Below are 13,642 nucleotides of genomic sequence, written 5' to 3' on the forward strand. Positions count from 1 at the left end.
GTGGTCATCCGCTACTCCTCCAGCTCCCCGCTGCCGCTGGAGAACTGGGCCAGCCGGAAGATCACGAACTCGGCCGGCTTGACCGGTGCGATGCCGATCTCGCAGACGACCCGGCCGAGATCGACCGACTCCGGCGGGTTGGTCTCCTCGTCGCACTTGACGTAGTAGGCCTCTTCGGCCCGGGAGCCGAAGAGGGCGCCGTTGCGCCACTCGTTGACGAGGAAGGCGGAGATGTTGCGCCGGATGCGGGCCCACAGGTGCTGGTCGTTGGGCTCGAACACCACCCACTGGGTGCCGATCAGGATCGACTCCTCCAGGTAGTTGAAGTAGCGGCGCACGTTCAGGTACCGCCAGGCCGGGTCGGAAGAGAGCGTGCGGGCGCCCCAGACGCGGATGCCGCGCCCCGGGAAGGCGCGGATGCAGTTGACGCCGACGGGGTTGAGCAGGTCCTGCTCGCCGCGGGTGATCTGCATCTCCAGGTCCACCGCACCTCGTACGACCTCGTTGGCGGGCGCCTTGTGCACGCCGCGCTCGAAGTCGTTGCGGGCCCAGATCCCGGCGATGTGGCCGCTCGGAGGCATCGTCCGGGACTGGCCGGTGGCCGGGTCGAACACCTTGATCCAGGGGTAGTACAGGGCCGCGTACTTGGAGTCGTAGCCGGCCGTTTCCTGGCGCCAGACGCGGATCTGACGGGCATTCAGGCCGGGCGGCGGGTCGATGACGGCGACGCGGTCGCCCATCAGCTCGCAGTGCGCGATCAGTCCGAGCTGCACGGCCTTGACCGCTTCCAGGTCGATCGCGCCACGCTGGTAGGCGGCCATCAGGTCGGGAACCGCGACCATCGAGACCTCGTCCACCGCCTCCAGACCACCGAAGCCGGTGCGGTCGGCGGAGTCGCCGAGGTACTCGGCGGGGCCGGGGTGCGCGGTGTCCGTCTCGGACGGGGCGATCGGCGCGGGCGCCGGGGCCGGCAGGGACACCGTCTGGTTCTCGGGCCGGGTCAACTGTCCGGCGGGCGCCGCCTCCTGCACGGTGATGAGCTTGGACTGCTCCTTCACCTGCGTGACGACGTAGTTGCGGCCGCCCTTCTTGGCGGTCACGTCGAAGGTCTCGGCTACCTTGCCGCCGTCCTTGACGATCAGCCTGAACCGCTCGGCGGGGCCGTCGCCCTCCGGGTCGGCCACCTCGACGCTCAGCGAACCGGGAGCGGCGGCCGTCACCGTGAAGGTGCCCAGCCGCTGCGGCTCGCCCGGCGGCAGCGCCGCGGGGGTCGAGGAGCCCTTCAATGCCGCGGCGGGGGCGGCCGAGTCGCCGGACGCGCCTTCGGGGGCGCCGCCGACCCGGACGACGTAGGCGGCCGAACCGCCGTTGTTGAAGAAGCCGTAGACACTGTGCGCCAGGTAGTACCCCTCGGTGAAGTCGCCGAAGGACGCGACGTACTGGGTCCAGTTGGTCACGAGCGTCGGCTCGTTGAGCGGGCCGGTCGGCGCGAGACCCACGAAGGCCGCCACCGAGGTGCCCACCCCCTCGATGGGGCGGGAGCCGCTGGCCACCTCCTCGACGTAGACGCCCGGCGACAGGTAGGACGGCATGCTCGGCTCTCCTCGGGGTTCGCGACAGGTCGTCATTAAGAGTCGGTCGCGGGCCGCTCCCCGGGAACGTCCTCGGGTACCTCTTCGCGGGCAGCGGCGTTGCCCGCGCGGCTGCCCGCCGGGTTCGACGCCCCGCGGACCCGCCCGGCTCGGCCAGGGCCCGGCTCTCCCGTGCCCGTAGGGGCAGCGAAGGCTGCCCCATGGCCTCTGACCGACGCTCGGTGCGTCCGCGTAGCGTCGCGGCGTGAGCCTATGGACTTCCCTGGAACCCGCCTCCGCAACCGTGGACCCGGGCACCAGCACCACCGTGCGGCTGCGGCTGCGCAACACCGGTGACGTCGTCGACGAGTACCGCTTCGAGGCGGTCGGCGACATCGCACCGTGGACCACCGTGGAACCGGCCACGCTCCGACTCTATCCAGGGACCACGGGGACGGTGGAGCTGACGTTCGCGCCGCCGCGCACACCCGACGCGACAGCGGGCCCCAACCCGTACGCCGTACGCATCACGCCGACCGAGCATCCCGAGGCGGTCACCGTCCCCGAGGGCAACCTCACCATCACCCCGTTCAGCGAGGTCCGCGCGGAGCTGGTGCCGCCCACCGTCAAAGGCCGCTTCCGCGGACGGCCCAGGCTCGCCGTCGACAACCTCGGCAACACCACCCTGACGGCGTCCGTCAGCGGCGGCGACAACGGTGACGAACTGTCGTACGACATTGTTCCGAGCAACGTGCAGATCGAGCCGGGACGTGCCGCGTTCGTGCGGGCGACGCTCAAGCCGCGCCAGATCATCTGGTTCGGCTCGAAGCAGCGGCGCCCCTACACGCTGACCGTGCAACGGTCGGGGACGACGCCGCTGGAGGTCGACGGCACCTATGTCCAGCGCGGGTTCCTGCCCGGCTGGCTCGCCACCTCCCTGGGCGTGGCCCTGGCACTGGCCATCACCTTCGTGATGCTCTGGATCGCGTACAAACCGCAGGTCCGCACCGCGGCCGTGGAGCAGCTCCAGGAAGCCGGCGTCAGCACCCTGCCGCCGCCCGACGCCGAGGAGACCGACGTGGCCGGCGAGCCTTCGCCGCCAGGCTCGGAGCCGACCGCCGAACCGCCGCTGGAGGAGGCTCCCGAAGACTCTCCGCGGGGCAGCGGAGGCGGAGGCGGAGGCGGAGGCGGGGGCGGCGGCAAGGAAGGTGGGGGAAGCGGCGGAGGCGAAGCCACCTCCCCGAGGGCCGAGAAGGAATCCGGTCAGCGGACCGTGAACAACGTCCTGCTCAGACTCAGGTCGGTCAAGCGGTGCGCGGACGTCCCGGGCACAGACGAGCCTGAGCGGGGCGATCTGGCCACGGCGAGCACCTGCAACCCGAGCTCCGAGAAGAACGAACGCTGGAACGTCGAGGTGGTGAAACCGAAGGCCGGTCCCGGGGACACCGCCCTCTTCCAGATACGCCAGGTCAAAGGCGGGCTCTGCATGGACCTCAACGGGCTGGGGGCCAAGCCCGCGGCCAGCGCGGTGTTCACGTACGGCTGCAATGGAACCACCGGGGACAACCAACTGTGGTGGCTCGACCAGCAGGACGAGGACACCTACTGGATCCGCAACTTCGCCAGCCACGGTGCCTGCCTGGACATGGCGGGCAGCAGCGTCAGGGGGAATCCCGACAGGCTCGTCATCAGGGATTGCGTCGAGGGCGAGGCCCAGAGGTGGCAGATCGTCAACCCGACCGTCCCGAACTGGACGATCGTCCACCCCTGAGGTCTGCGCACCCCTGAGGTCCGCCTCCGCTACCAGCCGCCCTCGCCCGGCACCAGGCGGCCCGCCTTGCGGTACTCGCGGCGGGCCCCCTCCAGCAAGTCGGCCGTGGTGACCGGTTCACCGCGGCCGGCGGCGGCGTAGGCCGCGGTGACGACGGCGCTGCGGATCGACCCGCCGGCCAGCTCGAAGTCGCGGGCGCACCCGCCCGGGTCGGCGTCCGCCGCACAGGGCACCCCGGCCAGGCTGTGCCGCCACAGCGCCAGTCGTTGCTGCGCGTCGGGGAACGGGAAGTCGACCACCAGGTCCAGTCTCCGGGTGAACGCCTCGTCGATGTTCGCCCGCAGATTGGTGGTCAGCAGCGCGATTCCGTCGAACGACTCCAGGCGCTGCAGCAGATACGCGCTCTCCATGTTGGCGTAGCGGTCGTGCGAGTCCTTGACTTCGGAGCGTCGGCCGAAGACGGCGTCGGCCTCGTCGAACAGCAGGACGGCGTCGGTGCGGTCGGCCTCGGTGAAGATCCGCTCCAGGTTCTTCTCGGTCTCGCCCACGTACTTGTCGACGATCGAGGAGAGCTGGACGACGTACAGGTCGAGGCCCAGTTCGGCGGCGACGACCTCGGCCGACAGCGTCTTTCCGGTGCCGGACTCGCCGGCGAAGAGCCCCAGCACGCCGCGGCCCCGCCCGCCGCCCGCGCTGAGCCGCCAGTCACCGAGGACCCGGTCGCGGTGGCGGGCGCGCAGGGCCAGTTCACGCAGCTGGGCCAGCGGCTGGTCCGGCAGGACGAGGTCCGCCCAGCCGACGTCGGGCCTGATCCGGCGGGCGTGCCGCTCCAGACCGGACGCGGACTGCTGGCGGGCGGCGAGCCGCAGGTGGGCGGCGGTCATGGGGGTGCCGTCGAACGCGGCGAGCTCCTGGGCGGCCCGCGCGACGCGGGCGATCCCGTCGGCGCCGAGACGGTACGGCGCCACGGCCGCCGCCAGCTCGAACGCCGGTGCCTCGCCGAGCGCGGCCGACCACTCGGCCCCGGCCCCCGCCGAGCGGCGCGGCACCTCCAGAACCAGTGGGTCACGGTCACACCACTGGGGATCGTAGGGCCGCTCACCGACGAACAGCACCGGGACGTCGGGGGTGGTCAACTCCCGGATCAGTGGGGCCGGATCGTCGGGGAGCCGGGACACGACGAGCGCGCAGCCGCGCAGCCGGGCCTCGCGGAGCAGCTCCGGGAGCGGCAGCCCACCGGAGGCGATGACGTGCAGCGCGTTGAGTCCCGCCGCGCCCAGCGCCGCCGCGGCGAGGGCCGGTCCGTCGCCCGCGCGGCGTTCGCGCAGGTAGGCGACGAGTGGAGCGACGGTCAGGCGCGCGGCGAGTCTGCGCGTGAACTCCTCGTCGTAGGGGCCCGAGGGCTCGTCGAGCGGGCGCAGGTGCGCGGCGAGGGCGGCGTCCGGGGTGTCGTCGCCCAGCAGATGGGCCACGAGGCGGTCGGGGACGCGCAACGTCCGGCTGAGGAAGGGCCGTTCCGGTTCCTCGACCTCGACCAGTCCGAGCGCGCACAGCGGGGCCGACGGATGGAACCTGGCCCGCGCCCACGCCAGGTGCACGGGTGCCCCGCACACGTCGAGAGCCAGTCCGGTGGTGGCTCGGCGGCGGCTCACGTCGTCATTCAGGTATCCGTACAGCGCCTCGAAGACGCGGTCGACGTCGGGCGCCAGGGCGATCAGGAGCAGGGCGGTGTCCAGTTCGGTGAGCGCGTGCCGCTCCACGATGAGCGCTAGTCGGTCGCTTCCCGACGCCGTGGCCGGGGGCGCAGGCACGGGCGCGTCCACCGGCTCCGCGTCCGCGCGGCCCAGCAGATGCCGTACCGCGTCCTCGGTGAGGCACATGCCGCGCAGTGGGTCGTCCGCGGTGGGGTCGGTGGCGCTGCGCCGCTCCACCAGCAGGGCGGCCCGGTCACGGATCAGGTCCAGCCGGGCGAGCAGCGCGCGGGAGACGTCCGGTACGGGGTCGCAGGAGTACGTCGGCGCGTCTTCGGGGAGCGCGGAGGTGTACGGGGTCATTTCTGTGCCGGCTCCGGATTCGGGTGGCCGGCCGCCGTCGCGTTCGACCCGTGTTCGCCCGGCAGACCACGTGCGGCCGTCCTGGCCGCCGCGGCCTGCGCCACCTGGCGCGGCCGGTGCCGCCGCTCCGGCGAGTCCTCCGCGCTGCCGTCAACCGCGCGTACCCGCACGGCGGCGCCCTCCGTGACCGGCGGCCCGACGTCGTACTCGGGGTAGGCCGGGAACGGCGCGGTCACCACCAGGTCCAGGGACGGCTTGAGTTCGCCGCCGAGCGCGGACCAGATCTCCGCCAGCGACCGTGCCTCGGTCTGGAGACCGGCGACCGTGAGGGGCATCGACAAACCCAACGCACGCAGCGCGCCCGGGAGTTCGTCGGCTGGAATGAGCTCACGGGGGAGCAGGGTCGCCAACACCGCGGAAAGCAGTCTGTGTTCGTCCTTCGGCTGCTTCGTCCAGGCCGTGACGAGGTACGACAGCCGGAACCAGCGCGGCGGCTGGCGCCGTTTCAGCACGATTCCACGGCCGTCCTCGACCGGAGCCGAGCCACGGTGCCGTCGTCGCACGTCCTCACGGATGTCGTACAGGTAGGCGTTGACCGCGGTGGTGTTGCGTCGGGCGGCCCAGTCGCGGGTCGGGGCCTCGAAGGAGACGTCGACGCCGGAACCGGCCAACGCGCCCCCCTTGAGAAGCCGTTCGATGACCTCGTCCACCTCGTGGATCACCGTCGTCTCCCGTTCCTGGCTCAGGTACCGCCATGCCGCTCCGTCGAGTCCGCCGAACGGGCGTGTGCGTCCGATTCTTCGCGTCCGCGCACCAGGTGCCCAGGCACGGGAGGGACAATGCCGGGGTGGAGCGGCCTGCCCGGGCGGCCGTGCGTCGTTGCCCTCGCGGTCAGATGAAACCCTCGCGCAGGGCATAGGCCACGGCATGTGCCCGGTTGCGCAGGTGGAGACGGGTGGTCAGCCCGTGCAGCACGTTCTTGACGGTACGTTCGGAGTACGCGAGCTTGGCGGCGATCTCCGTGGTGTCCAGTCCATCGGCGACCAGCCGCAGCACGTCCGCCTCGCGTGCCGTCAGCCCCGTCACGGGGGCGCCGGTGTTTCCCGCGGCGCTGCGCTGGAGCGTTCCCACCTGACTCATCAGCCGGCCGAGCAGATCGGCGGGCAGGTCGCCGTCGCCCCGCGATGCCGCGATGACGGCCTGCAACAGCCGCTGCGCGGTCGCCTCGTGACGCCAGACGACGGCTCCGACACCGCACTCGATGACCGTGAGGAGGTCACTCTCCCGAAGTGCGCTCACCACAAGGACCGTGCGGGCGGCCTCTCCGCGCACGAGTCGGCGCAGCCGCGCGAAGGTCGTCTCGTCCGGTGTCTCCTCGACCAGCACTGCCACGGCCCCGGCCCCGGGCCGGGCCTCGTCACGAAGGTCGATCACCGGATGCTGCCGCAGCTGACTGACCGCCCCCGCCCCGGAGATTGGGTCCCGCGCGTGGACCACGACGCCGATCCGGTGCCCGGAACGGTCCGGTTCCCTGCCCGTGGTCCCGGCCGAACCGGTGTCCGAGGTGCCCGACATACCACTCACTCTGCCCCCATGTTCCTCTGTGGCCTGCCTTACAGATTCAAGTTCCCCAAGGTCAAGGGGCTGCTGCCGGCGGCGAAGGACGACCTGACCGCCTTCGCCGCCTTCCCGAGCGCCCCGAAAGCGCCCCCGCGCTACCTCGGGGCTGCCGGTTGTCAGCAGGTCTCGGTGGAGCTCGGCTGGTTCTCGGGGGCGGTGGAAGCCATGTCGGAGTGGGCAGCCCTCGCGTGGCGCAGTTCGTCGGCCTCGTCGCGGACCGCGTCGAGCCTGACCTCCAACATGCTCACTCGCTCGCGGTAGCGCTCCAGCTCGGCCCGGACGAACTCGGCGTCCGCCACCTGGCGGGCCGCGTCCTCGCGGATCGCGGCGGTCTCCTCCGCGAACTTCTGCTCCGCGGCGTCCAGGGCGGTGACGGCCATGTCGGCCGCAGCCTCGGCGAGCGCGGTCCGTTCCTCGGCGGCCAGGATGCGCTGTGCCGAGGCTCGGGTGACGGTGTCGATGCGGGCCTCGGCCGCGGCCGAGTCGGTGAAGATCGCCAACTCCTCGATGTGGGCGGGGAGTTCGGCCGAGAGCTGCTTGATGAGGGCGACCAGGTCGTCACGGGACTGCGCGGCCCGGCCGCTGTCGTCCGCCGCCGACATCGAGGCCATGAGCTCCATCGTCTCGCTGTCCACGGCCTCCATCGCGACCGCGGCCTCCATCGCGACCAGGGCCTCCATCGCGACCGAGGCCTCCACCGGAGTCGTGACCTGCGCCGGGACCTGGGAGGCGCCCGGCGCCTGCGCGTAGCCATGCGGGTGGCCCTGGGACGCCGACTGGGCCTCCTCGACGGCCGGCGCCTGTACGAACTTCGCCGCTTCCTTGGCCATGGCGGCCGCGCGCTTCTCCTCCTTGCGCTGCTGCCGCTTGGCGCGGAACTTCCGGAACGCGCCGAGCGCGTTGTGCTCCGGGTGCCCGCAGAAGTGGGGCCCCGCTCCCTGGGCGCCCGGGTCGGCCGGCTGGGTGCAGTCCGGGTACGAACAGGTGGGGGCGGCGGTCTCGACGGCGTTGGTGCTCATGGTTCTGCCTCTCGTCGCTGGCTCGGGGGTTTTCCGGAGGTCGTACGTCACGAAGCTGAACTTCCGCCCTGTGCCCGGTTGTTCAGTCCGGCGCGACCGGGGGCGTCGTCGCTTGTGCCTACTCAGTGCGCCGAAGCCGCCGAACGTTACAAGCCGATCCGGCGTCGGGTTCCGCGTATGCCTCGCGGGGCGAATTCCGCGAGGGGTGTGTAACGTTCGGCGCCCCTTCCGTCTCTGAAGGCGCAGTGACCATGACGCCGGGTCACAGCGACCACCGAACAGAAACGGAAACTCCAATGTGCCGAACCAAGCGCCGCCGCCCCGCTCTCTGGATCATCACCGCACTGGTCGTCGTGGCCGCGGCCGTCGGTCTCTACGTCTTCCAGCCGTGGCGGGCGTTCACCACGGTCCGGGTGGACGAGGCGCCGCCGGGCGTCGTCGCCGCGGCACGACCGCTGAGCGGTACGTTCGTCTCACACGAGCACGAGACCAGCGGCTCAGTGGCGGTTCTAGAGTCCGGAGACGGGGTGCGGACGCTGCGCCTGACGAACCTGCGCACCTCCGACGGCCCGGCTCTGCACGTGTGGCTCAGCGACCAGCGCGTCGAGGGCGACGGTGGCAACCTCGACGACGGTGAGCACATCGACCTCGGCTCGCTGAAGGGCAACGAGGGCAACCAGAACTACCTGATTCCGTCGACCGCCGACCTCGGCAGGTTCTCCACGGTGACGATCTGGTGCGAACGCTTCAGCGTGTCCTTCGGCGCGGCCGAACTGAACCAGGCGGCCTGACGGACGCTTCAGGCCCGGTTCACGACCGTCGCCAGTCCCGGAACGCGGTGAGCAACAGGCCCCGGGCATCGTCAGAGATGCTTTCCGGGGTCAGCTCACCCGTCGTGGCGATCGTCTGCCGGAACTGATCCAGATACAGCTCGCACTTGGAGCACTCGGCCAGGTGGCCCACGAAGCGCTGCTCGTCCTCCTCGGACAGGGAGCCGTCCAGAAAATCAGTCACCAACTCCACGAACTCATCGCAGTTCACGCCTGCTCCCTCCCGATCGCGACCTCGTGGGCTCCCGACAGATACGTTTCCAACTTGCCGCGCAGCAAAGCTCTCGCCCGGTGCAGGAGAACACGCTGGTTCCCGGGCGAGATGTCCAGCAGGGAGCACACCTCCTCGGAGCCGTACCCCTCGACATCGCGCAACGTGATCACGGTGCGGAGACGCGGCGGAAGCCCGTCTATCGCGTCCTCGATCACACCGCGGACCTCACCACGCAGCACATGGTCCTCGGGAAAGTGCCAGGGGCGCGGCTCCTGCCCGACGGCCCAGTGCCCCGCATACGGTTCACCACGGCCGCGGAACCGAGCGGGATCCACCGTCGGGCCCTCCTCCTCGGCCAGGAGATCACCGAAGGGAACGGTCCTGCTCTCCTTCGTGCCGCGCGCTTTGGCCGTGTTGACCAGAATACGGTAGACCCAGGTCTTCAGACTCGAGCGTCCCTCGAAGTCGGCAATGCCCTTGATGACCGCCAGCCAGGTGTCCTGAACGGCCTCTTCGGCGGAGTCCCTCGTCGACACGAACGACATCGCGACCCTCAACATGCCACCGGACCAACTGTCCAGCACCAACGCGAAGGTCCGCTCGTCACCATCACGCAGTTGCTGTACCAGGACGTCGTCCGGGGGCAGTTCGAGTATGCCCGCCATCGTTTCTCCTCATGGGTGTCAACGCGGAGCCTCAGCCTACGGGGTGGGCCAGAGGGCCATGCGTGCCGGTCACGCCCATTACCCGGCTTGAACGGGACAGCTATGCGGACGCGCCGAGCGCCTCGGTCGGGGACAGGCGGGAAGCTCTCACCGAGGGGTAGACGCCGGCGAGGGCACCGACGAGAACGGTGGCCGACAGACCGGCGGTGAGTACCGGCAGGGGGACGACCACAGGCCATTGGTGGAAGGCGGCGTAGGCGAGCGCGGCCAGGACGCCGAACGCCGTGCCCGCCAGCCCGCCGAGGGTGGACAGCACCACCGACTCGGTGAGGAACTGGAGCCGGATCTGACCTCGACTCGCACCGAGGGCCCGCCGCAGTCCGATCTCCCGGCGGCGTTCGATCACCGAGATGACCATGGTGTTGGCGATACCGACCCCGCCGACCAGCAGAGCGACGAGGGCCAGTCCCAGGAAGAGCGCGGAGAAGGTGCTCCTGGTCTGCTGTTTGGCGGTCAGGGCGTCCGAGGGGCGGCTGACGGTGACCATGCCGGGCAGCTCCGGATGGACCGTCGCGGGCAGGACCTGGCTGACGGCCTCGATGTGCTCCTCCTCGGCCTTGACGTAGATGACCGTCGGACGACCGTCGAAGCCCAGCTCGGCCCTTGCGGGGTTCCAGCCGACCAGGACCGAGCGGTCGATGTCCGGTGAGAGCGGGGTGCGCTCCAGAACCCCTACGACGGTGAACCAGCTGTGGTCGATGAGGATCTGCGGGGCCGGGGCATCGGGCTCGATGCCCGGGAACCCCAGCCGGGCCGCCGCGACCGAGCCCAGCACGGCCGTGGGGAAGTCGCCGGAGCCGCGGTCGAGGAACCGTCCCGCCGCTACCCGCCCGTTGATCAGGGGCAGCAGGTCGGATTTGGCGGCCAGCACGCTCAGGCCCGTGTAGTCGGCGCGGTCGTACCGGTCGGAGCGGTGCACCTCGGCGTGGGTGTTCGCGACGGCGCTCACCGCGGTCACCGGGCCGATGCGCCCGGTCATCGCGAGGGACTCCGCCGGGAGGGCGACGGGTGGGTCGTGGCCGGGCTGGGGCTGGACCCGCAGCATGTCGGTGCCCAGCGCGGACAGCCGCTCCAGCAGGGCCCGTTGGCTGGAGGCGGGAATCGCGGTCACGACGATCATCGTGGCGAGTCCGAGCGAGATCCCCAGCGCCGACAGGACGGTGCGTGCCTTACGGGTGCGGATGCCGACCAGGCCGAGCCCCAGGATGTCGAGGACCGACAGGCGGACGGGGCGCGGGGGCGTCGTCCCGCCCGGCAGCGCCTGGGGTTCGGGTGCCGGTGCGGGTCGGGTCGTGGTCGTCAAAGCAGGTCCATGAGGTGTCGGCGACAAGCTTTCCGTCGCGGATTTCCAGCCGCCTCGGCAACTGCCGGGCGATGTCGAGGTCGTGCGTGATCAGGGCGATGGTCGTGCCCTGGGCGTTGAGTGCGTCGAGCAGATCCAGCACCGCCTGGCCGTTGGCCGTGTCGAGGGCGCCGGTCGGTTCGTCGGCCAGGACGAGTTCGGGGTGGTGGACGAGCGCGCGGGCGATGGCCACCCGCTGCTTCTCCCCGCCGGACAACTGGCCCGGGAGGTGCTCGGTACGCCGGGCGAGACCCACCCGGGCCAGCGCCTCGCGGGCCAGCGACCGGCGTCGGCGGCGCGGCACGCCGGCGTACAGCAGGCCCGTGGCGACGTTCTCGGCGGCGGTCAGCCCGTCGGTGAGGTGGAAGTGCTGGAAGACGAACCCGAGCCGACGACCGCGCAGCGCGGACAGTGCGCGGTCGTCGAGTCCGGCGATCACGTGACCGGCGAGCTCGACCGTGCCCTGGGTGGGGCGGTCCAGCGTGCCCATGATGTTCAGGAGGGTGGACTTCCCCGAACCGGAAGGGCCCAGGACAGCGACGAACTCCCCGCGGTGGATCGTCAGGGAGACGTCGTCCAACGCCGTGACCATGCCGTAGGTCCTGACGATGTGACGGACCATCAGCACCCGCTGACCGTCGGCACGGCTCATGAGGTGGTCACCACCCGCTGCCCCGCCTTCACTGGTCCCTTGATCTCGACCTGTCCCTCGGCGAACAGCCCGGTCGTGACCCTGACGAAGCCGCCGTCCGGCCGCTGCACGGCGTATCCGCCCCCGGCCGGCACCACGAGGGCGCCCACCGGAACGACCAGGACGTCCTTCCTCGTGGTGCCGGCGAACCGCACCCGCACGGGTGCCGCGTCCACACCAGCGGCGGTGCTCGCCTGGTCGAGAGTGACCGTCACGGTGCGGGTGGGGGCGGTGTCCGCCCCGTCGGCGTCATCGGCGCCGGTCAGTGTGGTGCCGACGGTGTCGACGCGTCCTGGAGTGTCGGCGCCGTCGGGCAGTGTCACCGTGACGCGGTCACCGCGCCGGAGCGAGGTGAACCGGTCGGCGGACAGCTCCACGGTGACGACCTTTCGGGTGCCCGTCACGGTCATCAGGTCCGCCGCGGCGTCGTCCCCGGTCTGTGCCTTCAGCGAGTCCACCCGGACCGCGCCCGCGCTCACCGCGATGTCCCCGATGTCGAGGACGGAGGTCGCGGGCAGCCGCAGCGCGGCCTGCCAGCGCCCGATGGCGGCCAGCAGAGTGGATGTGAGCACCGCGTCCCCCTGTTCGACCGGCTGCGGTACGGCGGTGGCGGTCGGCGTGGGCGTCGGTTCCACGGCCGCTTCGCCGTCCGACGGTCCCGGCTCGGCGCTCGGTTCCCGCGCGCCGTCGGCCGAGGTCTTGGAGTCCGCACCCGAGCTCTGGGCGGCCGGCGCGGAAGAGGGAGTGACCATGGTGCCGACCGCCGGCTGGGGCCCGATGTCGTAGCCCAGCGCCCGCAGGTTGTCCGCGACGACCCGCACGTCCGGCCCCACCAGCCCCACCGTGTCCAGCCGCCGGTACAGCGGGGTGGAGCCGTAGAAGAGCACTGCGGGGCGGTCGTCGACCCGGTAGAGCTGGTGTCCGCGGGTGATGGTGACGCCCTGCGCGGGCAGCCAGGTAACCCGTCCGTCGGTGGCGCCGCGCAGGGTGCGGGGGGTGCCGTGGCCGAGCGTCCCGTCGGTGATGAACGAGGTGCTCAGATCGGTCCTGGCGATGGTCACCTGACGCGTGGTCGCCGCGGGCCGTACCGTTGCGGGGGCGCTGCCGCGGGGCCAGAAGCCCGCCGCGAGCAGCGTGCCGCCAGCCAGTACGGCAGCGGCCGCGACCACCGTGCGCCGCCGGTGCTTAGCGTTCACCGAACGCCTCCAGCACGCAACGGTCCTCGATGTCACGCGAGTTGGGAGGCATGGGCCCCGCTGGATAGTTGTATCCGCCGCCGTCGGGCAGGGCCTCGACCATCAGGCCGTGCTCGTGCAGGCAGTCGATCTGCTCGCGGTAGTCGTCCAAGTAGCGGGGATTGGTTTCGGGACTCAACTCGGGCGGCGGGAGCGGCGCTTTCGACAGACACTTCCGGCCGGCCGCCGCGAAGTCGGGATCGGTGTTGTCCGGAACGTGGATGCCGTCCTTCACCACCGACTGGTAGTCCACTCCGTTCTTGTGCATGCACGCCGACCAGGCGTTGCTCAGCCGGACCCGCTCCTCGTCGGAGGTGTCCAGGCGCAGCTGCGGTCGCCCCGAGTCGCCGACGGCGTCGGTCGTGGGGGACGAGGCTTCGGCACCGGACGAGGAGGTGGCGTCGGACGTGGCCGCCGGTACCGAGACGACGCCCGGACCGGTGCCGTCACTCTGCGAGCAGGCTGTCAGCAGGGCCAGCGCCGTGGCACCGAGGCAGAGGGAGGAGAGAAGGCGGAACGCCTGCGGGCGCCGGGCGGACCGGCCAAGGGTGAGAGGAACCATGCGGTCCA

General features: G+C 71.3%; 13 protein-coding genes. 2 read left to right on the forward strand and 11 right to left on the reverse strand.

Translation table 11 applies throughout. The features are described from left to right. Nucleotides 1-11: 11 nt before the first annotated feature. Nucleotides 12-1,592: a phage tail sheath family protein gene (locus ACIRD7_RS08755; protein ID WP_403451389.1), complete on the reverse strand. Its 1,581-nt coding sequence runs from the start codon at nucleotides 1,590-1,592 to the stop codon at nucleotides 12-14. Between the two features lie 244 nt (nucleotides 1,593-1,836). Here ACIRD7_RS08755 and ACIRD7_RS08760 point away from each other — a divergent pair, with 244 nt between their 5' ends. Next, the gene (locus tag ACIRD7_RS08760) at nucleotides 1,837-3,342 is read left to right on the forward strand and encodes an RICIN domain-containing protein (RefSeq protein WP_403451390.1); all 1,506 of its coding nucleotides are present in this window, start codon (nucleotides 1,837-1,839) and stop codon (nucleotides 3,340-3,342) included. A gap of 29 nt (nucleotides 3,343-3,371) precedes the next feature. On the opposite strand, the gene ACIRD7_RS08765 is transcribed toward ACIRD7_RS08760, so the two are convergent. The 4 genes from ACIRD7_RS08765 to ACIRD7_RS08780 all read right to left on the reverse strand — a co-directional run bounded on the left by ACIRD7_RS08765 (nucleotide 3,372) and on the right by ACIRD7_RS08780 (nucleotide 8,035). Next, on the reverse strand, nucleotides 3,372-5,396 hold the full coding sequence (locus ACIRD7_RS08765) for an ATP-binding protein (RefSeq protein WP_403451392.1): 2,025 nt from the start codon (nucleotides 5,394-5,396) through the stop codon (nucleotides 3,372-3,374). Then, entirely contained in the window at nucleotides 5,393-6,118 is a 726-nt protein-coding gene (locus ACIRD7_RS08770; protein ID WP_403451393.1) for a DUF4255 domain-containing protein, read from the reverse strand. Before ACIRD7_RS08770 ends, ACIRD7_RS08765 begins: the two co-directional genes overlap by 4 nt. 169 nt (nucleotides 6,119-6,287) lie before the next feature. Beyond that, a complete protein-coding gene (locus ACIRD7_RS08775; RefSeq protein WP_403451395.1) occupies nucleotides 6,288-6,971 on the reverse strand; it encodes a response regulator transcription factor in 684 nt (227 codons plus the stop codon). 161 nt (nucleotides 6,972-7,132) lie between these two features. Then, entirely contained in the window at nucleotides 7,133-8,035 is a 903-nt protein-coding gene (locus tag ACIRD7_RS08780) for a hypothetical protein (protein WP_403451397.1), read from the reverse strand. A gap of 296 nt (nucleotides 8,036-8,331) precedes the next feature. Between ACIRD7_RS08780 and ACIRD7_RS08785 the strand changes: the two genes are divergently transcribed. Beyond that, entirely contained in the window at nucleotides 8,332-8,826 is a 495-nt protein-coding gene (locus tag ACIRD7_RS08785) for a DM13 domain-containing protein (RefSeq protein WP_403451399.1), read from the forward strand. Nucleotides 8,827-8,845: 19 nt separating this feature from the next. Here the strand turns inward: ACIRD7_RS08785 and ACIRD7_RS08790 are convergent, their stop codons facing one another. From ACIRD7_RS08790 to ACIRD7_RS08815, 6 genes are all read right to left on the reverse strand, one after another. After that, entirely contained in the window at nucleotides 8,846-9,076 is a 231-nt protein-coding gene (locus ACIRD7_RS08790; protein ID WP_126396210.1) for an anti-sigma factor, read from the reverse strand. Continuing rightward, entirely contained in the window at nucleotides 9,073-9,744 is a 672-nt protein-coding gene (locus ACIRD7_RS08795) for an RNA polymerase sigma factor (protein WP_403451401.1), read from the reverse strand. The genes ACIRD7_RS08790 and ACIRD7_RS08795 overlap by 4 nt, the downstream gene beginning before the upstream one ends. 100 nt (nucleotides 9,745-9,844) lie before the next feature. Further along, the gene (locus ACIRD7_RS08800; RefSeq protein ID WP_403451737.1) at nucleotides 9,845-11,062 is read right to left on the reverse strand and encodes an ABC transporter permease; all 1,218 of its coding nucleotides are present in this window, start codon (nucleotides 11,060-11,062) and stop codon (nucleotides 9,845-9,847) included. Continuing rightward, entirely contained in the window at nucleotides 10,974-11,768 is a 795-nt protein-coding gene (locus ACIRD7_RS08805; RefSeq protein ID WP_403451739.1) for an ABC transporter ATP-binding protein, read from the reverse strand. The genes ACIRD7_RS08800 and ACIRD7_RS08805 overlap by 89 nt, the downstream gene beginning before the upstream one ends. 26 nt (nucleotides 11,769-11,794) lie before the next feature. After that, complete coding sequence (locus ACIRD7_RS08810) at nucleotides 11,795-13,033, reverse strand: hypothetical protein (protein WP_403451403.1); 1,239 nt, start codon at nucleotides 13,031-13,033, stop codon at nucleotides 11,795-11,797. Then, a complete protein-coding gene (locus tag ACIRD7_RS08815) occupies nucleotides 13,023-13,634 on the reverse strand; it encodes a hypothetical protein (protein ID WP_403451405.1) in 612 nt (203 codons plus the stop codon). Before ACIRD7_RS08815 ends, ACIRD7_RS08810 begins: the two co-directional genes overlap by 11 nt. Between the last annotated feature and the right edge of the window lie 8 nt (nucleotides 13,635-13,642).

The organism is Streptomyces sp. NPDC093568 (assembly GCF_044764945.1).
Classification (GTDB): domain Bacteria; phylum Actinomycetota; class Actinomycetes; order Streptomycetales; family Streptomycetaceae; genus Streptomyces.